Consider the following 19,199-nt stretch of genomic DNA (forward strand, 5'->3'; position numbering starts at 1 on the left):
AACACTTGCTGCACCATCCTGATGCCGAATCCACTTCAACAAAGAATTTCCCAGCCGAGTACCAATTTGAGAACCATCAAACTCAAACAGAGAATCCTTACTTTTCAAGCCTTGCGCTAAAACTTCTTTCCCCTTCGCCGTCAATTCCACCAGCGTCACCCGATTTACCAGCGAATACTCGATCGCCCCAGTCGCCTGCAACTCGCCGAGAACTTCCACATATCTCTGACTCGTCTCATTAGTCCGCACAATCCGCTTAGTCAACTCTCCCTTTTTCACCTTCATCTTCCCGCCGCTCAAATCCCACAAATTCAACAGTACCCGAACTTTCGCCTTCGCATCCCAAAGCGCTTGCTCTTCCGGTGTCAAAGGTTTAGGCACCGCAATTTCATCTTTCTCAGACATAATCTATACCTTTAAATACTTGTTCTTACTATCAAATTTTACCAGAAACGTTGCTGACAAACATTTCAACTTTTCAAAACAATCCTCTGCGAAGCTACACATAAGGTATGCAAATTTTATTTAAAAATAATTGGGATTGACTAAAATGCGATCCTTTGATAAAATAAATACCGAATCAAACGAGCGATCGCAGTTCCAATTCTCTGCAGTAAATTGGATAGAAACAATTTTAAGCACAGCCCGCTACCTCCTAGCAACCTCAACAAATGTAGCGATCCCAACCGCAGGTAAAAACCAGCAAATCCGCTTAACTGCGACTTTAGTTCAATGCCTGATTCTGCCTTTAGAAAGACGAATTCAACCTAAACATCTTGTTACATTGCAATAGCAATCAAAACATTGAACAACATTTTACCCATGAAAACTATTCCCGACCAAATTTCCAACATCAAAGAAAAACTTCCAGACGTTACTCCCACCCCTCCTGGTTTAAAAGCTCAAGCATCTAGCCACGACCTCAAAGCTCGTTTAGATTGGGGCGAACCCGGACTCACAATCATCGACGCTCGTGACTTTGAAAGCTTCACCAAAAGCCACATTACCGGCGCCGTAATGATGCCAATGGACGAATTAGTCGATCGAGCACAATCGAGTTTAGAACCCATCCGCGACATCTACATTTACGGTGAAAACGACGAACAAACCGCCGAAGCTGCCAATCTCCTCCGCGCAGCAGGCTTTAGAAAAGTAGCCGAACTAAAAGGCGGAATTCCTGCTTGGAAAGCCATCGACGGCCCCATCGACGGCGCTGCCGAACACGATACTCCCGGCCCCGACGCCTACAACGTTTTCTCTCGCTTGCAACACCACGCCGAAGCCCAGAAAATCAACAAATAATCACACAGAATACCTAGATACCCTACTTATTGAAGAAGTTGGGTATCTAACAAAATAATTTGTTTGTAGTAAGGAATCGAGCTCTCTCTTAAAGCTTGCAGTCACTAAGCACTAAAGTCCTTACTACAAACTTAATTGCGATCGTATAACCGGACTAGATATTAACATTCGCGGACGCAAAAAGTGCTTTAAAAGGCTACTTATAGCGTAAAGTGAACAATGCACATCCTACATAAACAAGTGTGTATATCCAAGACTGATTAACACTCCTTCCTCGCGTCCAAAAATGCTTTGACTTCCCTTAAAACTTGCCGATTCCCATCAAAAGTAATCAGCTTAACTGCATCCTCAAATGAACTCCATGCCGAATTTTGAACTTCCTCTACTTGCAACTGAACTTCCATGGAATTTACAAAAGCCAAAAAATAAGTAACAGTCTTTTCAATTGATTCCCCTTCTTTGGCAATGGAATAATGTTCCACAGAACTAGGCTTCCCTTCCTTAACAAAGGAATAACGTTCCACAAAACTAGGCTCCTCAAGCACCTCACAATCGCGGATGCCAGTTTCCTCCTCAAACTCCCGCTTCGCCGTTTCTAGCGCCGATTCCCCCGGATTCGCGTGACCTTTAGGAAACGCCCAATGTCCCGCTTGATGTTGAATCAACAAAAACAAACTATCAGTTTCAGTGGCAAAAACTGGCACAATGCCAAAAGCTTCATCTTTCATATTTTTACTGACAAGATTTTACATATCAAAACTTATATTACCACCCCAACCGAGTCGGCTGTTCATAAACGCGCTTCAAAGTATTAACATCCCTAGCCGAAATAGGCGGAGGGTTTCTCACCTGAGAAAAATAAAGCACATCAGTTTCCATCAAACTGTGGCCCCAAATTCCCAAAGCGTGACCCAACTCGTGCCGCGCCGTCGCCGGAATATACTTACCCACTTGAGTCGGATTCAAATAAACCGAAAACCTATGAGATAGCACAGTTTTATTTCCATCCAGACGGGTATACAATTCATAGGTAGCCTCTCCAGAGCGCGATCGCAAAACTCCTTGACGCAAAGGCGGAGCCCGACGTAAAATCCTAATATCAGCCACCTCCGAACTATCCACCACTTCCAAAGGCAAATAAACCCCCCATTCTCGCACCACCTCCAACACAGCCGCCACCCATTCTTCAGACTTATTAGCATCAACTGGACGCTCAACATAAACCTGAATCGGAAACTTAGACCATAGCAAATGACCGAAATTCGGTGGCTTAACCTGGTCAAAATAATCACCACTATCCGTGGAATCTTGCCAATTGGCCAGCGTTGGCGGCAAAGGGTGAACCTGTGGATGTGGCAAACTATTAGGGAGAGAAGAAAGACTCGCCGCCGGAGTATTAACCTGAGTAAAAATTATCAAGCTAAAACAACATAAAGCCAATCCCAAACCAGCCAGCAATCGAGATTTTACCGTAACTTTCCACAACCGCATTTTTGCAACCGCAGATAGACACAAATAAACGCAGATGAACTTGAGATTATCTGCGTCTATCTGCGTTCATCTGCTGTTAAAAATCCAAATCTTATAACTTAGGCGCCAACCAACCAGCACTCAAAATCACAGTCAAACCCATAAAAACAATAGACAGACCCCAAGTAATCCGGTTCAGACTCGTTTCTGCACTCTTGGCGCTGGTAAACAATTGAGCCTGTCCGCCAATCCCTCCAATGCCATCGCCTTTAGGACTGTGCAGCAACACAAAAACCACAAGTCCTAAAGCAGACAAAGACCAGATAACTTGTAACACAGAAACAATATTCATAATCTGGAGTAATTGGTAATTAGTAATCGGTAATTTATTATCATATCAAATTCGGTCGATCGCACACAATTTATGCAGGGACACTCCAAGAGTCCATTGGTGTCAACTTAAGCCTGAAAGCCTTGATAAATCTCGTTTTTACCTGAGTCCAGATCCCCCTAAATCCCCCTTAAAAAGGGGGACTTTGATCCATTTCCTGTTCCCCCCTTCTTAAAGGGGGCTAGGGGGGATCTAGGCTTAATAGTCAAACAGTATTCTGTGACTGGGTTTGACGTTAAATTGACACGAAGAAGGGCGAAAGCCTTTGTCCCTAGTGCTGCGTTCCTACTACAATCGGACTCGCACAGGAGTGCGGTTGGCGCGAACTTCAAACTCAGCCGATCGAATCATAGAACGTCCCGTCATCTCCGGGGGCTGAGGCAACCTCAACAGCTCCAGAATCGTCGGCGCAATATCCGCCAAACAACCATCCGCCCTCAGAGGAACATCCGTTCCGTGACCCGGAATCTTCCGACCTTCGCCTTCTACCAGAATAAACGGCACCGGGTTAGTAGTGTGAGCCGTCCAGGGATTCCCGTCCTCGTCAAACATCTGCTCAGCATTTCCGTGGTCAGCAATAATAATTGCTGTTCCCCCAGCTTTACTAATGGCGCTCAACAGCCGCCCCAAACATTTATCCACAGTTTCGATCGCAATTATCGTCGCATCCATCCTCCCCGTATGACCAACCATATCCGGGTTAGCGTAGTTAATCACCACAAACGAATAGATGCCTTTTTCCAAAGCCGTCACCGCCCCATCCGTCACCAAGTCCGCCGACATCTGGGGCGCCTCATCGTAAGTCGCCACCATCGGACTCTGCACCAACTCGCGGTGTTCTCCGAGAAAAGGCTCTTCCAGACCCCCATTAAAAAAATAAGTCACATGAGCGTACTTTTCAGTTTCCGCCGTCCGCAACTGCTGCAAACCGTGCTTAGAAATCACCTCGCCCAGAATATTGTTCAAATTCTGCGGTTCAAAAGCCACCATTACCGAGAGTTTCGGGTCGTACTGAGTAAAAGTCGCAAACGCCAGCGGCTCAATTAACTGCCGTTCAAACCCCTTAAAATCGGGAGACACAAAAGCCTGAGTCAATTCTCTAGCCCTGTCCGGGCGAAAATTAAAGAAAATCATCCCATCGCCGGATGCTACCGCCCCCGGAGAAATCCGAGTCGGAACTGCAAACTCGTCGGTCACTCCTTCAGCATAGGAGGCCTGCAACACATCCACAGCCGATCGACCGTCAGGCGCGCTCTCAGTCGTCATCACCTCGTAAGCGCGCTGCACCCGATCCCAGCGCTTATCCCTGTCCATCGCGTAGTAGCGGCCGCTGATGGTCGCAATCCGACCGACCCCTACCTCTGCGATATAACTTTCAATCTTTGCTAGAGCTTCGACACCCTCTTTCGGAGTAGTATCACGACCGTCTGTAATCGCGTGAATGCAAACATCAGAAATTCCCCGTGCTTTTGCTAATTGCAGCAAACCCTTAATATGACTGAGATGGGAATGAACCCCACCTTCAGAACAAAGACCAGTCAGATGCAACTTGCCACCCGTGGCGCTGACTTTCTCGCAAAGCTCAACCAGCGCCCGGTTGTTGAGCAAAGAACCATCTTCCACTGCATCCGAGATCCGCACCAACTCTTGAGGAACCACCCGGCCCGCGCCCAGATTCAAGTGACCAACCTCTGAGTTACCCATTTGCCCGTCTGGCAGCCCTACCGCCCGGCCCGATGTTTTAATCAGAGTTCTGGGATAAGCAGCCCAGAGACTGTCCATCACGGGTGTTTTCGCAGCGGCGATCGCATTTCCGTCTTGTTCTTCACGATAACCCCAGCCGTCTAGAATAATCAGCACTACAGGAGATACAGACGCTTGTGCCATGTGAATACCTTATTTACAATAATTAATTTCTCGATCGTCATGATTTCCGATTTTGCGGAACATCGGCCGCTAATCAGTTTACATACTTTCTCAGCTCCGGCTGAACAAGGCAAACCAAAATTCCCTCAGCCACAGGATTTTGGGAACTTATTTCGACCGGCTTGGCGAATTGTTTAATTGATTGCCTTGGCTTGTACTGTGAATCGTTGTCGGAGACTGTTACCGATCTCACCAACAGCAGCCGTGCTTTTGCGGCCGGATTTCACGGATAGTTTAACCGTCGGTGGCTCTTGAAACACTAAGAACAATACCACACTTGGTTGCATTTTGCTACCGCCTCAACCAATAATTTTAAAAGCCTTGACCGGGCTGCGAATAACTTTATAGGACACGAGTTGAGCAAAAATCGCTTGTCTACTCTGCTCTCTTTCAGCGGATATAAAATTCTACAACATCTTTTTTAATTTTGACATCGTAATTGCCAAAGAAATCGTGACCGAGCAGACCTATTGGCATTTGTTTGGCGATCGCCACTTCGACATTTTGGATCGCAACACCCCCAACCCGAATCGATCGCACTACGCCGATCGGGAACTCGACAACGCTACCGTCAGCGATCCCCGCTCTCACGGTACGCACCGGCCTCACTCCCAGTGCAGTAGCCATCCGCTGAGAAATTAAAGTGCCGCTCGCCCCGGTATCGAGAATCATCTCAAAAGTCTTGTTGCCGTTAAATACCACATCAATCACCGGCGTCCCGCCAGCGCGACGCTTGATTTTAGCTTGAAATACCTGGGGATTCCCCGGTGGCTTCGTCGGTTGATTTGCTCGCGGTTTGGCACCAGAATTTGACGGGTTCCAAAACTGAGAGTACAATTTGCCAGTTGTCAATCCCGATCCCGTTATAGTGCGATTCCCTACCCTTCGGGAACCCCTACGGGGAACGGGATAGCTGCGCCGCGCGTGCGGCTGGGAACTCACATCGGGCACCAATGTCATCACCTGGGTTTCTGGCTGATGTGAATGAGAATGTACCTGGCTGCCCCCCACCGATCCCAGACCAACCAAAACGCTCGCACAAACCAAGCTCGATCGCCAAATTCGCTTGAGAATAACTTTTGCCATAATCTAAATACCTTAATTGATTCAATATGTCGAACAACAACCGCCACTGATATCCTAACCCGCTCCCAAAAACCGATCGCCCGATCCCCAGATCGGATCGTCAGGAAAACTTGGCAATTTTCAAGCGATCGCATAACATCGAACACAGATAAACTGATAAACGGCAACAGGCTGTAATTGCAGAGCCTTGTTGGAGATCTTGAAATTAAGCATTTAGGGGCGATCGGCAATGTACAAACTTTTATATTTTGCGACTATAGGACTACTAGCTTTCTCGATCGGAGGATGCGGTGGCGACGAAGGCACCAACACAGCCAGCCCCAGCCCCAGCCCCAGTGCAGCCTCTCCGTCTCCGGCAGCCTCTGCCAGCCCCACTCCAGGAACTCAGACTTTCCCGTCTCCAATAGTAGCCGCCCAACCTCCAGGGTTAATTCGATCGACCAACCCAGACGAACGAGCAAGACAGGCTCAAACAGGAATCGGCAACAAAAAGGACAGGAATCCAACGCTTCCGCTTCAGCCAGTGCCCCAAGGCCCTGTGACAGCGAATCCTTCTCAGTTAGACCCCTTTGGGCCGCTGCCGCCGATCGTATTACAAATCCCTCCAGGAGCCAACGGGGCGGGTGGGATGACCTCAGAAATCCCCAAACTGCCACAGCGACAAGTTGCCGTGCTACCCGAGCTTCCCGAGTTATTGGCTCCCCCCCCACTTAACAGGCCTAATCAGACGGTGACTATCCCCAGGTCACCCACGGGCGGTCGAGGAGGCACTCAGCAACTACGAGGTCGATCGGGAGGTCCTTTACTTCCCGGAGGTGAGGGGGGGCAAATTGGCTTGCCGCCCCAGGTTCCAGGGCTAACTACTCCTCGGTTAGGTGGCGGTGGCAGCAATGGTTCCTTGCCCGGAGGCACCGGGGGACAACTTGGCTTGCCGCCCCAAGTTCCGGGGCTCACTCCTCCTCAGTTAGGTCGTACTCGTACATCCCCGCCTGGACTCGAACCCATTGCAGCTAGACCCATAGGAGTCCCGGATCTGCCGGAACTGCCAGTAGACAAGCGCCCCCCCCAATGGAGAGACCCCAATGCCAGGGTCAGAAGAGGTACTGGCACCCGCCCTCCTGGAACTACTGGGCCAATAGCAAGTAGACCCCAAGATGCGCGGAATCCCCAGACTCGCCGTCCAGCACCCCCGCGCCCGCCCCAGCCAATAGCAGCTAGACCTATAGGAGTACCGGATCTGCCGGAACTGCCAGTAGACAAACGCCCGCCTCAGTGGGTAGACCCAAATCCGCCGCCACCTCCCGTCATCCCAGTAGTTCCGCCACCGCCTTCTACTGACCTCGCTACGGGTACTGAAGTCAGCGGGGTGGTAAAAGTCGGGAACGAGACGCAAGTGATTGTCAAAGTACCGAATGAACCAACCAGCCGATATGTCAAAGTCGGGCAGCGTCTGTCTAACGGGCAAGTGTTGGTGAAGCGCGTCGATCTCAAGCAAGGAGCCGATCCGATCGTGATTCTGGAGGAAAACGGCGTTGAGGTAGCCAAAGGTGTTGGCGAAAAACCCGCCAGTCGCCAACCACAACCCGCCAATGCAGTTATTAGCCGTCTCCCAAATCCGAATAGCTCAACGCGACGCTAAAAATTGACAGTAAAGTAGGAAAAATGCTAAAGGCAAAAATTAGAGTTTTTGCCTTTTTGCATTTAGGGCAGATCTCAAACCTGAAGGTAAAATTAGTAAAGGGATTAAAAAATAGAGGACTTTTCAGCGAGTATTAGCTTCTAGAAAATCCCTATTAGTAATTGAAGTTAAAGGAGATCGATCATGCTCGGTTCAGTTCAAAAATTAGGGATGGTGATATTAGTTGCTTCTTGTATCGGCAGCGCCACTAATCTCTTGAATCTCCAGCCATCAATGGCTCAACCAACACCAGCTCCAAAACCTGAAGAAGGAAAACGCTCTCCCTTCTGCCAAGGAAACCCTCCTACGGGAAGAGTAAAATGCAATTACGAGGGAGGCGATAATTACGAGGGAAATTTCGTTAACGGCCTGCCAGACGGCAGTGGTGTCTACGTGTACGCTAATGGCGATCGCTACGAAGGACAATTTCGCAATGGAGTGCCAAATGGTAGAGGGACATTCATTTTTAAAGATGATGCCCGCTACACAGGCGTGTTCCAAGACGGCACAATGAGATCGGGGACGGTCGTTTTTGCCAACGGGGAGCGCTATGTCGGAAACTTCGCAGTCGTCAGGAACGTTCAGACTGATGCCATTAGCAGCCAACCATCAGGGCGGGGTCAATTTTTTTATACCAATGGCGATCGCTATGAAGGACAATTCTTTGCAGGCTCACCCTTTGGCCCTGGGGTATTGGTTCGGGTAGACGGCACTCGCTGTTCCGGCAGATTTTTTAATCAAGAACTTGACGCTAGTGTCACCTGCACTTTCCCCAACGGTACGCGCTATGAAGGAGAATTGCGAAAGGGAGTACCTCACGGTGTCGGGACGATGATCGATGCTAGCGGTAGGCGCTTTCCGGGGGTATTTCGCAACGGCAAACCCGGAGTTTCCTAAAGGATAAATTGAGGTTTTCAGGCAACTTTTGACCAGAAATCGGACAAAAGACAAATGACGAAGGAAAATAAAATCCAGAAGCGCACAGGAGAGACTTAGTTAATGATTTCCCGTTTAAAAACCAGTGGAATCCCTCTATTAGTTGCATCAGTGTTAATTGGTAGTTACGCGACTTATCCCTTTCCCTCAATGGCGCAAGGAACAGAAGCTAGAACCGGTCGCTGCGTCCCAGCTATCCCTACAGGTAGAGTTAGATGCGATTATGACAGCGGTGATAGCTACATCGGACAGTTCGTTAACGGTTTGCCCAGTGGCAGTGGGGTATACGTATATTCCAACGGCGATCGCTATGAGGGGCAGTTCCGTCTGGGCAAACCAAATGGTCGAGGACAATTTATATTTAAGGACGACGCCCGCGTGGAGGGCATATTCCGAGATGGCAAAGTTAGTTCAGGGACCGCTATTTTTACTAATGGCGATCGCTATATAGGGTCGTTTTCTCTCGATCAAAAAGTAGGAGTTCCCACGGGACAAGGGCAATTCATTTTTGCTAATGGCGATCGCTTTGTGGGTCAATTTTTAGGGGGCAAGCCTTTAGGTACGGGAGCGTTCACCCGGGCTGACGGCAGTCGGTGTTCGGGACAGTTCTATACTCAAGAACTTGATGGCAGGGGTAACTGTTCGTTCTCCAACGGTATCCGATATCAGGGAGAGTTACGCAAGGGATTGCCTCACGGCAAAGGCACAATTATCGATACCAGAGGCCGCCGACTTCCGGGGGTGTTCCGGGACGGCCAGCGGGTAGAGCAATAAACTGGGAATAAGTGCGATCTGTTAGTAAGGGCAGGTTGACGGCTAATATTTTTTGCACAAAACCTGCCATTGCTAGGTTTTAAACTCAAAACTATTGATAATTTATGGCCGGCTTTTTCTCAACCGAATTGCTAATGTTAAATATCCACTTAATGGAGTTAATGGAGGCGTTTTGATATGACAACTACTGCTTCTGCTTCCGGCCGCACCGGCCAGTTTCCCTTCGACTTTGCCCCGCAGCGGACTCAAGATGCTGATTTGTTGCGACAACTCGGTTTTGTGCCCGGCTTGAAGGAAATATTGACTTTGCGGCAAGTTCATGCTTTGGAACACGCTACTGTTTGGGTACTGGGTCAATCTGGCGGCGAGGCCACAGCAAGAACCGATAATGAGTTGTTGGGCGGGATGTCCACAGACCAAGGATTTTATCTTTACGGTCGCGTTAGCATTGCAAAGTTGCGTCAGGCAGTGCGCGAGGCTTTGCATCGGATTGGCAGCGGAGAGTGGGATTTAGCTGTACATCCCCGCTGTGGCACGAATTTGTCGGTGGCAATGCTGCTAACGGCTGGACTTGCTGTTGGCATCAATTTAGCCCTGCCCCGGGGGCCCATTCTGCAACTTTTAGGTTTGGGTGCAGCGGCGGCTGCCGCGGCTCAGTTAGCTCCTGATGTGGGATCTCTGGCTCAGCGTTACGTCACAACTGCTATTCCGTTTAATTTGAGTGTAGTTGATATTACTGTAAGTCACGACTTCTGGGGACGCGAAGCTCATTTTGTTCGGGTGCGTTGGGTTGAGTAGTTGCTGCGGGAGGAGGAGAGTGGGGAAGTTGAGAAAATGTTCTTTCTTCCCTCAACTTCGAGCCGTTAAATCTCCTACACGGGTTCGTTGCCGAACTTCCTGATTCCTGATTCCTATTCCTGTCCTGAAACCGAGCTTTTTCTTCTTTCATCAACTCTTAAACTAAGGGCAGAAACAGTATTTCATCCACCGATGAGGTCAGATGGGAAAACTAATAATTCAAGATTGTATGCTGCTAGATAAAGCTGCCATTTGTTAACTAAATAATCGCAAATTTTTATATAAAAATGTTGCTGCGGGCAGGTGATTAATAGAGCTATATATATTGTATTTTTGATCAAATTGCTTTGAGAGAATAGGTACGATTAAAAAGTTAATTGGGGCGACTTATCCAGTGACTTTTATTCAACAACTGGAACTACAGACTAAGACATATATTTGCTACATATCTATAACTTCATAATATTATATTCACTTTCCTGTTCACCGTAAATGTATCAGCTATAAAAAGCTCGGATTTACTCCCTAGGCAACTTGTCAGAAAATAGCAGGATCAGGTAAAATCGCTTGTGAGAATTTTTCGCTCAAAAGTCAACAAAATAAATGTGCAAATTAGCGATCGATAAAACCTGGGTGGTAAGTCTACTGGCGGTCAGCTTAGCTGTAGCAAGCAACAGCTTTTTGCTTTTTACCCACCATGCGAGTTTTGCTGGCGAAATATCTCAAACTAACGAACAAGAAAGAGCCCCTGACGGCAAGATAGTTCCCGTTAATGGCAAAGTCAATGTTAGATTAACCAATAAAACCAACGATAGACTGTTTTTTCAGGTGGTTGGACAGACTAACCGCCAGAGTTTAGCGGAAAATTCAACAGTCGCGCTGCCCGCATTGACATTACCCGCCTCCATTGTATTTAGGCGACTAGATGGTGCATTATTGAAACCCAGTTTGAAACCTGCTGGCGAAGGAACAGTAGAGGTAAGATTAGACGAGACAAATGATTTAGGTTTGGATAAAACATCTTTAAGGATTCGGAATGACGGCGCAATTTTTCTCAGATAGACAACATTCAGTGAAGTTTAGATTTGAGATTTGAGATTTTAGATGGACTCCACAGCCACTCGCTGGCGGCTAGAACTGTTGTCTAAACCATGATTTATCTCAACAACTCAAGTCCGGGGATTGTATCCGTATTTGGGTGTCAGAGTACAGTTAAATAATGTAAAATCAACTTGACAATCGCTCCGATAACTCGACCTCACCCTTCCATATACTATCCGAGTTCCTATGTCAATCAAAAAGATTCTTTCCATAGCGCTGTTAATTTTCATCCCCATTTCCATCGCCGCTGAGTATTTGCACTGGGGTTCTCTGGCAGTTTTCATCACATCCGCTTTAGGCATTATACCTCTGGCTATTTGGTTGAGCACCGCAACAGAAGAAGTGGCGATCGTTACAGGCCCCTCCATAGGCGGCTTATTAAATGCAGTCTTCGGCAATGCTACGGAATTAATTATTGCCATAGTTGCTCTGAAAGCTGGCTTAATTGACATTGTGAAAGCCAGCATAACCGGTACAATTATTAGCAACTTGCTCTTAGTCATGGGCTTTTCCATGCTGCTAGGAGGAATCCGTTACAAAGAACAAGAATTTAAACCGATTATCGCGCGGGTGAACGGTTCCACAATGACTCTAGCAGTGATTGCAATCCTGCTGCCGACAATGGTAATTTATACCTCCAATGGAGTCGAACCCGCAGCCATTCAGAATCTTTCCTTAATAACTGCGATCGTCCTAATTGCAGTTTACGCTCTAACTCTGCTCTTTTCATTAAAAACTCACAGCTATCTTTACGATGTTGGGTTACTCGAACTAGAGTCAGAAAATCCTCAAAATACTAAAGAGGAATCTACTACGCACAAACCGAATTTGTGGCTGTGGATAGGAGTGCTAGTTGCCTCAACTGTTGCCGTTGCTTTTGAATCAGAAATTTTCGTTGGTGTTGTGGAAGAAACTACCAAAGGATTGGGATTGACGCCGCTGTTTACAGGGGTAATTCTGTTGCCGATTGTTGGCGGGGCGGCCGAATATGTAACTGCGGTGGGAGTTGCGATGAAAAACAATATGGATTTGTCAGTTTCTGTCGCGATGGGTTCGAGTTTGCTAGTTGCTTTGCTGGTAGCGCCGGTGTTGGTGATTATCGGATTGGTGATTCACCAGCCGATGGATTTAAACTTCAATCCATTTGAAGTAGTTGCAGTTGCCATTGCCGTGACAATTGCTAATCTAATTAGTCTCGACGGCCGCTCGAATTGGCTCGAAGGAGTGCTGCTTTTAGCAACATACACCGTCTTAGGAGCCGCATTTTACTTTCACCCGATTACTTAAACCAATAATTTTGTTGGAGGGGCACTCTCCTGTGGTTGCCCCTTTTCACCGGAAAATAACTTCTCTTTGTTCTTGTTTGTTATTGCTCTGTCTCTTCAGCCGTTAATTAAAGCAAATAATTTGATGACAGAAAGTAGTTACGGACAGCGACACTGTTGAACAGGAAAACACTCTCGTCTGCAACTTCTTTTTCTGCCTTTACGGTCGCGACAATCAGCAGTATCCCGACATTCGACCTTATCTTCGCAAATTTGCTGACGGGGAAAAGTACCTAAGCTTTCTATAGAAACTTCAGCAGTAAGCGCACCCTGTTCTATAACTTGGTCATTTTCTTTAATTTCATAGATAAACTTATTTTCTCCCTCTAAAACCGAAAAAGTTCTTGTTTTGTGACTGTTACCCAACTTAAATCCAAAATCCTCCGAAAACTCACCTTTGTCGTAACCTCTATCTGTGTAAGGATATGGGTTAGTTTCCATTCCCTCAGTCACATTTTTAATTATCACCCTTCTATTAGGGCCGGGGGGAGTATTGCTGGAAACAAATCGAGCGCTTTGCGAATCAGGAGAGAAGACAGTACCTGCACATGAACCTACATATTCAATGCGCTTGAATTGAATCAAATTAATATTAAAAGTGTTTTCGTTTTTGACCCTAAATTGTGCTTCGCCAGTCTGCTGAGCGTTGACTGTGAAAGCTGCTATTGTCAAAAAAATTGCCCCCATAAAAATAGCTAGAAATTTGATTTGTGACCTCCCCGTAACAAATCTGGCTTGTTCCATCTGTCTCTACCTCTAATGTGAATAGATAGCATTTTGTTTAGGAGTTATTTTAACTTGCGATCTGAGGTGTTGTCAAAGTAGATCGAATAAGGTTTCTAGTGAAGGCTTGATTCTTGGATGCTCAGTTGCGGAAGGAAGGACGGAAGTTATTAGTGCGAACTTTACAGAGTCAGGAATGAAGTCTTGAGTACGAACTTAACTACCAAGTTACTCGATCGCGCCATCTCTCTAAAATCTTGTCCCCGACTCCCTGTACCCGTTCCACATCCTCCAAAGAGGTGAAAGGTTGCTGTTGCCGCGCTGCAATAATTCTCTCGGCTAACTTCGGGCCAACCCCAGGCAAGGTTTCTAATTCTTCCTGAGTTGCTGCATTCAAATTAACTAACTTTTTACCCGCAGTAATTTTAGGTTTATCACTCGCCGATTTTGAGGCTGCTTGTAGTGAATCGCACTCTTTTTTCTTAGCGTCAATTCTCTGTTTAATTCGGGCGGGAATTCCCAAGATTGCACCTTTGTAAAGCCGATCGAACTCCCGCTCAAAATGGGCCGCAACTGTGGGACTCTCGATCGCCAGCAGCGTCTCGTCATTCCCGTGATTTGCAGCCTCACTCCAGTTGTGAGAACCTGTAAGCACCGTTTTGCCGTCCACAACGCCGAATTTGTGGTGCAGGCGATCGCCCATCGGTAATAGCGGCACTCCCACCGCAGTCAGCGGCTTTCTCCAAGGGCGATTGTCAGCTTCTAACCGACAATTTTCCCTGAAAGTCGCCCCCATCATATCCAAACCTTCACTGTAAGAGCGATAAATAAAATTAGAGTCAATTAAAGCTCGCACCGCAACTCCTCGCCCAGCTTCAATTTCCAAAGTATTGGACAATCGCTGAGCAGAAAATACAAACAGTGCCAAATCAACCGACTTTTTCGCACTACCCAAAGTTCGATTTATCAAACCGTTGGCGCTTTTTTCCCAAGGCAAAGTCGCAGTTGTCGGCGAAAATTGCACCGCCACTGTCGAATTCCCTACTCTTACTTTTTGCACTTGACGAAACGGCTTTTTGATGCCAAACTTGCTGTCCGGTTTGCCTCCGGGCCCGTCGCCCCACATGATGTTAAATTCTTGAGTAAATAGTTGCGCTAATTGAGGATTTTCAATTTTCAGTAAATTGTTAGCATTGCCGCGACTTGCTGCTGTTTTAAAATCGCCGTGTATATCGCTTGTGGTAAAATTAGCAGAAGTGACGATTACAGTTTTGCCATCAATTACCACAAATTTGTGGTGCATCAAACCGCTGCCTTTACTGCCGTCAGCAGTATCATCAATTACAGGAATGCCCGCATCCTTGACAATTACCAAAGCATCATTTTGCTTGATTTCCTCGGCACTCAATTTACCGTCTTTATTGCGATCGGCAAGTTGCACAAATTCGCTATAACGATCGCGCTCTCTTTCCGGTAATTTCGCTAACTCCTGAGCTGTAAAATCGCTCCAAGGGCGACTATAGATATGTTCGACAATTAATCTCACTTTAATTCCCGATCGCTGTCGATGGGCCAAAACCCTCGCAATACTGGGCAAGCGAAACTCCTGAACTGCTAAATCTACCGTCGATCCAGCCCTGGCGATCGCAACAGCGATCGAGTTTTCTAAATCATCCCCAGGTCTAGTTTGCTGGCGGTAAGGCTCTGTATAACTCGAAGCGATCGACTGATTGAAGTATACTTGCAACAAGGGGTCTTGAGGCAATGGAGCCAGACTGAGAGGTAAATTCTGCACGTCTTGCTTTGTTTGTCCGCAGCCCGCCAGATTGAGCGCCACCAGCCCAGCACAACAGAAACCGAGTAAATGATAATACAATACAGTCACAAAATTTAAAAAAATATAGAGGTTATTAGCCTTCCCACAGTTCAAATCTATTGGATCAAGTAAAGTTACAACCTATTAAATTTATGCAAGGGAATAGATTTTACGTCTTGTAGAACTGCCTCGATGCCGGAAGCATCACTGGTAGGGTAGCAGCATTCAGGGGCGTGGGTCAAACCCTATACCGCTGCTTTATGGCTAAAAGAAAAAGAATTTTTCCGTGCGGTCACAAAGGATATGGTAAAGCGTGTCATCGCTGCACGCAAGAGTTGGTGGCGCAGCAGCATTACGTTGAAGTCCTGACACAAAAACAAACCAAAAAACAAGAGAGGGAAGCATCATTTGCTAGAGATATCATCGATCTCAGAGGTCTGCCAGACCACGTAGTTACTAAAGCCCGCGCAATTATAGCAGCTTTGGGCGAAAATAAGAATTACAGAGATTTCGGCGGCAAACGCCTGCGTCACAACCGTTTGATAATCAGTATTCCTGTAACTCGCAACTACAGAATGCTTTGTGAAGATTGCGGCACTTTCTTAATTCCCCAAAAAGTTTTGTCGCACGAAGATTACAACGTCTGCAAACCAGGAAGTTAGTTATTGGTTATTGGTAGCCACTCACAACAGTCAACAGTCAACATTCATTAATTAGTTATTATGCAAATTTACCTCGACTATAGTGCCACAACACCCGCACGCCCAGAAGCGATTCAAGCCATGCAAAAAGCCCTGACTCAGCAGTGGGGAAATCCTTCCAGCTTGCACGAGTGGGGACAAAGGGCGGCGACAGCTTTAGAATTAGCAAGAATGCAGGTTGCTAGCTTGATTAACGCGCTACCGGAATCGATGATTTTTACCAGTGGCGGTACGGAAGCGGACAATTTGGCAATTATGGGAATTGCGCGTCTTTATACAAAGCCGCAGCATATTATTATCTCCAGCGTAGAGCACTCCGCAGTAGCAGAACCGGCGCGACAACTCGAACAGTTGGGATGGGAAGTGACGCGCCTACCCGTGGATAAATTTGGCCGCATTCACCCTTTGGATTTGCAAGAGTCGCTGCGATCGAATACAGTTTTAATTTCAATCATTTACGGACAAAGCGAAGTTGGTACGCTGCAACCAATTGAGGCATTAGGACAAATTGCTCGCGATCGCAATATCATGTTTCATACCGATGCAGTTCAAGTTGCCGGCAAGCTGCCAATAGACGTGCAGAAACTGCCCGTAGATTTGCTTTCCCTTTCCAGTCACAAACTTTACGGGCCGCAAGGTGCGGGGGCGCTTTACGTGCGTCCGGGAGTAGAATTAGTGCCAATGTTAGGCGGTGGCGGCCAAGAATTGAAAATGCGTTCCGGGACACAAGCGCTGCCGGTAATTGTCGGTTTTGGGGTGGCGGCGGAGTTAGCATTGCAGGAAATAGATGGGGAAACGCCGAGATTAATTGGATTGCGCGATCGACTTTTTGAGCGATTATCCCACGTACCCAGTTTAGTACCAACTGGCGATCGATATTACCGACTGCCCCACCACGTCAGTTTTTGCATCGTCTCCCCATCCTGTCGCCCTTACCAAAAGAGAGACACAGAGCAAATCACAGGTAAAACTATGGTGAGACAGTTAAATTTAGCCGGAATTGGCATTAGTTCCGGTGCCGCTTGTAGCAGCGGCAAACTAACTCCCAGTCCGATATTATTAGCAATGGGATATGACGAAATCGGCGCAGTTGGTGGAATTCGCTTGACTCTAGGACGAGAAACCACAGAAGCTGATATTGATTGGACAGTAATTGCGATCGAGCAAATTTTGGATAGATTAATGCCCAAGGTAGCATTGTGTAGGAATTAAAAAACTGGGCGGTTGAAGATTGGGCGGTTGGAAAACGCCGTCTTGTCTTCAGTCCGCTTGGCATGGACATCGTTTGTGTAGAGGCGGTTTCAACCGCCGTCTGCATCTCGTACAACAAGCCCCAAAACCCACAACCATGCTACAATAAACCCGATATTATTCACAACTCCCCATAATGAAAGAAAGCCGCGCCCAAGCCTACCTAGAACTAATTCACACCCTGCTGAATTGCCCCAACGGCGAAGAACCGCAGATATTACAAGATAACTCAGAATTGTTGGATGTCCACTTTCTGGAAAGTTGCGAGTTGGTAGCAGAAAAAATGGCACAGCAAGGAGGACAAAACGGCGCTAATTTCCTGCGGAATCTGATCGCTCAGCTAGCACAATTAATCGATATCAACGATGGCGATAACTCCGAAGGTGAAAATCCCCAAGAGTATGCAAACTTTATTCTAGAATTATTGCAAGCAGAAGATGATAGCAATAGCAATACAGCAGTAATTCACTCCATGCTAGCTGAACGAAAGCATCTCCTAAATCCTCGTTTTTCTGACATTTTAGAGCAAGTAGTCGAGAGGTTAGTTGGTGGGGAAAATGCAAAAACTATTGATTCAATTGTCAGCCTCGTTGAAGACTTGAGCATTAATATTAGTAATTTCTCCGGTGGGAATAGAGCGGATAATATTGAAATTGCCCTGGCTGCTTATCAAGTTGTTTTAAATAATCGGCAACCCGGAAGCGAAAAGTTTGCTCAAACTCAAAACAACTTAGCTGCTGCCTACATTACCAGAATAAAGGGCTCGCGGGCCGAAAATGTGGAAATGGCGATCGCCCTTTATGGCGCTGCTTTAACAGTCTATACCCTTGAGGCTTTCCCGGAAGATTGGGCTATGGCTCAAAATAACTTAGCTGCTGCTTACGCCAACAGAATCAACGGTTCGCGGGCGGAAAATATCGATCGCGCGATCGCATTTTTTGAGGCTGCTTTAACTGTTCGTACCCCCGAACAGTTTCCTGAAGATTGGGCAATGATTCAATATAACCTAGGTAATGCCTATTATGACAGAATCAACGGTTCGCGGGATGAAAATCTCGAAAAGGCGAGATCGTTTTATCAAGCAGCTTTAACAGTATATACCCGTGAGCATTTCCCTGAATATTGGGCAATGATTCAAAAGAAGCTGGCTAATGCCTAAAGTGATGCAGCTTTAACAATCTCAGAAACCGGGTTTTTTCCGATATCTTCGTCTAATACCAATTTAATGTGAAGTTGCACATATCTCGATCCCCCTAAATCCCCCTTAAGAAGGGGGACTTTGAGCGGAATCTTGTCCCCCCCTTATTAAGGGGGGCTAGGGGGGATCTGATTCTATGCAGCCTCATAAAAAATTGGTATAAGATCGAATATCTTCGCAAAAACCAGGTTTCTCGCCACCACGCACAATCTCAAAAACCGGGTTTTTTCCGAGATCTTCGCCTCTCACCAAAAATTCTCGCAAAAACCCGGTTTCTCGCCATTTGGAGAATTGGCAAACGGTCGATCGCTCCCTAGCACCTTTTGCCATAATTAGGCTAAAATAAATTAACTCTAATTATTAGTTTGTCATACCATTAATTGTGTAGGGGCGGGTTCGCCAACCATCTCTAATGAGTACCAACAATTGAAATAAACCCGCCCCCTCCCAACGACAATTTCCCGTGAAGCGAAGCTATCCCGTAGGGAATCGCACTTTCGGGAAAACCGGAAAACGACCGATCGCATTTGTATAAAAATTGGAAACAAGCGATCGAATTTCTTCGGTGGGGTGGGGGCGAGTTGATCGGGATTGTTTGTGGGTATTAAAGATGGTTGGCGAACCCGCCCCTACAGCAATTATGCCAACGCTATTAACTATTAACTATAACCTATGAATGAAAACGGCGATCGAGTTCACTCCGAAGGTGAAGATTCCCAAGAA

Annotated in this window: 18 protein-coding genes and 1 pseudogene; 11 read left to right on the forward strand and 8 right to left on the reverse strand. The window is 46.9% G+C overall.

Annotated features, from left to right (window positions below):
* A pseudogene (locus QUA45_RS23085) lies at positions 1-405 on the reverse strand (hypothetical protein); the annotation flags it as partial.
* Positions 406-550: 145 nt separating this feature from the next.
* On the opposite strand from QUA45_RS23085, the gene QUA45_RS23090 reads away from it, so the two are divergent.
* Both QUA45_RS23090 and QUA45_RS23095 read left to right on the forward strand, forming a co-directional pair.
* Positions 551-793 (forward strand): hypothetical protein, encoded by a 243-nt coding sequence (locus QUA45_RS23090; protein ID WP_333222217.1) that lies wholly within the window; start codon positions 551-553, stop codon positions 791-793.
* Positions 794-804: 11 nt separating this feature from the next.
* Positions 805-1,302 carry a rhodanese-like domain-containing protein gene (locus tag QUA45_RS23095; RefSeq protein ID WP_333222218.1) on the forward strand — a complete coding sequence of 166 codons (498 nt, stop codon included), beginning with the start codon at positions 805-807 and terminating at the stop codon, positions 1,300-1,302.
* Positions 1,303-1,562: 260 nt separating this feature from the next.
* On the opposite strand, the gene QUA45_RS23100 is transcribed toward QUA45_RS23095, so the two are convergent.
* The 5 genes from QUA45_RS23100 to QUA45_RS23120 all read right to left on the reverse strand — a co-directional run bounded on the left by QUA45_RS23100 (position 1,563) and on the right by QUA45_RS23120 (position 6,175).
* The gene (locus tag QUA45_RS23100) at positions 1,563-2,030 is read right to left on the reverse strand and encodes an NUDIX domain-containing protein (protein WP_333222219.1); all 468 of its coding nucleotides are present in this window, start codon (positions 2,028-2,030) and stop codon (positions 1,563-1,565) included.
* A gap of 37 nt (positions 2,031-2,067) precedes the next feature.
* A complete protein-coding gene (locus tag QUA45_RS23105) occupies positions 2,068-2,793 on the reverse strand; it encodes a peptidase (protein ID WP_333222220.1) in 726 nt (241 codons plus the stop codon).
* Positions 2,794-2,884: 91 nt separating this feature from the next.
* Positions 2,885-3,124 (reverse strand): preprotein translocase subunit SecG, encoded by a 240-nt coding sequence (gene secG, locus QUA45_RS23110; RefSeq protein WP_015175238.1) that lies wholly within the window; start codon positions 3,122-3,124, stop codon positions 2,885-2,887.
* A 327-nt stretch (positions 3,125-3,451) separates the two neighbouring features.
* Positions 3,452-5,050 (reverse strand): 2,3-bisphosphoglycerate-independent phosphoglycerate mutase, encoded by a 1,599-nt coding sequence (gpmI, locus tag QUA45_RS23115; protein WP_333100625.1) that lies wholly within the window; start codon positions 5,048-5,050, stop codon positions 3,452-3,454.
* Between the two features lie 429 nt (positions 5,051-5,479).
* The gene (locus QUA45_RS23120; RefSeq protein ID WP_333100623.1) at positions 5,480-6,175 is read right to left on the reverse strand and encodes a retropepsin-like aspartic protease; all 696 of its coding nucleotides are present in this window, start codon (positions 6,173-6,175) and stop codon (positions 5,480-5,482) included.
* A gap of 229 nt (positions 6,176-6,404) precedes the next feature.
* On the opposite strand from QUA45_RS23120, the gene QUA45_RS23125 reads away from it, so the two are divergent.
* The 6 genes from QUA45_RS23125 (at position 6,405) to cax (ending at position 12,749) form a co-directional block, all read left to right on the forward strand.
* Positions 6,405-7,814 (forward strand): hypothetical protein, encoded by a 1,410-nt coding sequence (locus tag QUA45_RS23125; protein WP_333222221.1) that lies wholly within the window; start codon positions 6,405-6,407, stop codon positions 7,812-7,814.
* 183 nt (positions 7,815-7,997) lie between these two features.
* Positions 7,998-8,750: an MORN motif-containing protein gene (locus tag QUA45_RS23130; protein ID WP_333222222.1), complete on the forward strand. Its 753-nt coding sequence runs from the start codon at positions 7,998-8,000 to the stop codon at positions 8,748-8,750.
* A 102-nt stretch (positions 8,751-8,852) separates the two neighbouring features.
* The gene (locus QUA45_RS23135) at positions 8,853-9,563 is read left to right on the forward strand and encodes an MORN motif-containing protein (RefSeq protein WP_333100619.1); all 711 of its coding nucleotides are present in this window, start codon (positions 8,853-8,855) and stop codon (positions 9,561-9,563) included.
* 177 nt (positions 9,564-9,740) lie between these two features.
* Positions 9,741-10,361, forward strand: coding sequence for a DUF6391 domain-containing protein (locus tag QUA45_RS23140; protein WP_333222223.1), 621 nt, complete (start codon positions 9,741-9,743; stop codon positions 10,359-10,361).
* Between the two features lie 603 nt (positions 10,362-10,964).
* Positions 10,965-11,423 carry a hypothetical protein gene (locus tag QUA45_RS23145; protein WP_333101044.1) on the forward strand — a complete coding sequence of 153 codons (459 nt, stop codon included), beginning with the start codon at positions 10,965-10,967 and terminating at the stop codon, positions 11,421-11,423.
* A gap of 225 nt (positions 11,424-11,648) precedes the next feature.
* The gene (gene cax, locus QUA45_RS23150; RefSeq protein WP_333067675.1) at positions 11,649-12,749 is read left to right on the forward strand and encodes a calcium/proton exchanger; all 1,101 of its coding nucleotides are present in this window, start codon (positions 11,649-11,651) and stop codon (positions 12,747-12,749) included.
* A 137-nt stretch (positions 12,750-12,886) separates the two neighbouring features.
* Here the strand turns inward: cax and QUA45_RS23155 are convergent, their stop codons facing one another.
* Together QUA45_RS23155 and QUA45_RS23160 are read right to left on the reverse strand one after the other, a co-directional pair.
* Positions 12,887-13,531, reverse strand: coding sequence for a hypothetical protein (locus tag QUA45_RS23155; RefSeq protein ID WP_333222224.1), 645 nt, complete (start codon positions 13,529-13,531; stop codon positions 12,887-12,889).
* Between the two features lie 199 nt (positions 13,532-13,730).
* Positions 13,731-15,395, reverse strand: coding sequence for a DUF655 domain-containing protein (locus QUA45_RS23160; protein ID WP_333222225.1), 1,665 nt, complete (start codon positions 15,393-15,395; stop codon positions 13,731-13,733).
* Positions 15,396-15,586: 191 nt separating this feature from the next.
* Between QUA45_RS23160 and QUA45_RS23165 the strand changes: the two genes are divergently transcribed.
* The 3 genes from QUA45_RS23165 to QUA45_RS23175 all read left to right on the forward strand — a co-directional run bounded on the left by QUA45_RS23165 (position 15,587) and on the right by QUA45_RS23175 (position 18,437).
* The gene (locus QUA45_RS23165) at positions 15,587-15,988 is read left to right on the forward strand and encodes a DUF7682 family zinc-binding protein (RefSeq protein ID WP_333072821.1); all 402 of its coding nucleotides are present in this window, start codon (positions 15,587-15,589) and stop codon (positions 15,986-15,988) included.
* A 60-nt stretch (positions 15,989-16,048) separates the two neighbouring features.
* Positions 16,049-17,239, forward strand: coding sequence for a cysteine desulfurase family protein (locus QUA45_RS23170; RefSeq protein ID WP_333222226.1), 1,191 nt, complete (start codon positions 16,049-16,051; stop codon positions 17,237-17,239).
* A gap of 175 nt (positions 17,240-17,414) precedes the next feature.
* Complete coding sequence (locus QUA45_RS23175; protein ID WP_333222227.1) at positions 17,415-18,437, forward strand: tetratricopeptide repeat protein; 1,023 nt, start codon at positions 17,415-17,417, stop codon at positions 18,435-18,437.
* The last annotated feature ends 762 nt before the right edge of the window (positions 18,438-19,199 follow it).

Origin of the sequence: Microcoleus sp. Pol12A5 (assembly GCF_036701435.1) — a bacterium.
Classification (GTDB): domain Bacteria; phylum Cyanobacteriota; class Cyanobacteriia; order Cyanobacteriales; family Microcoleaceae; genus Microcoleus.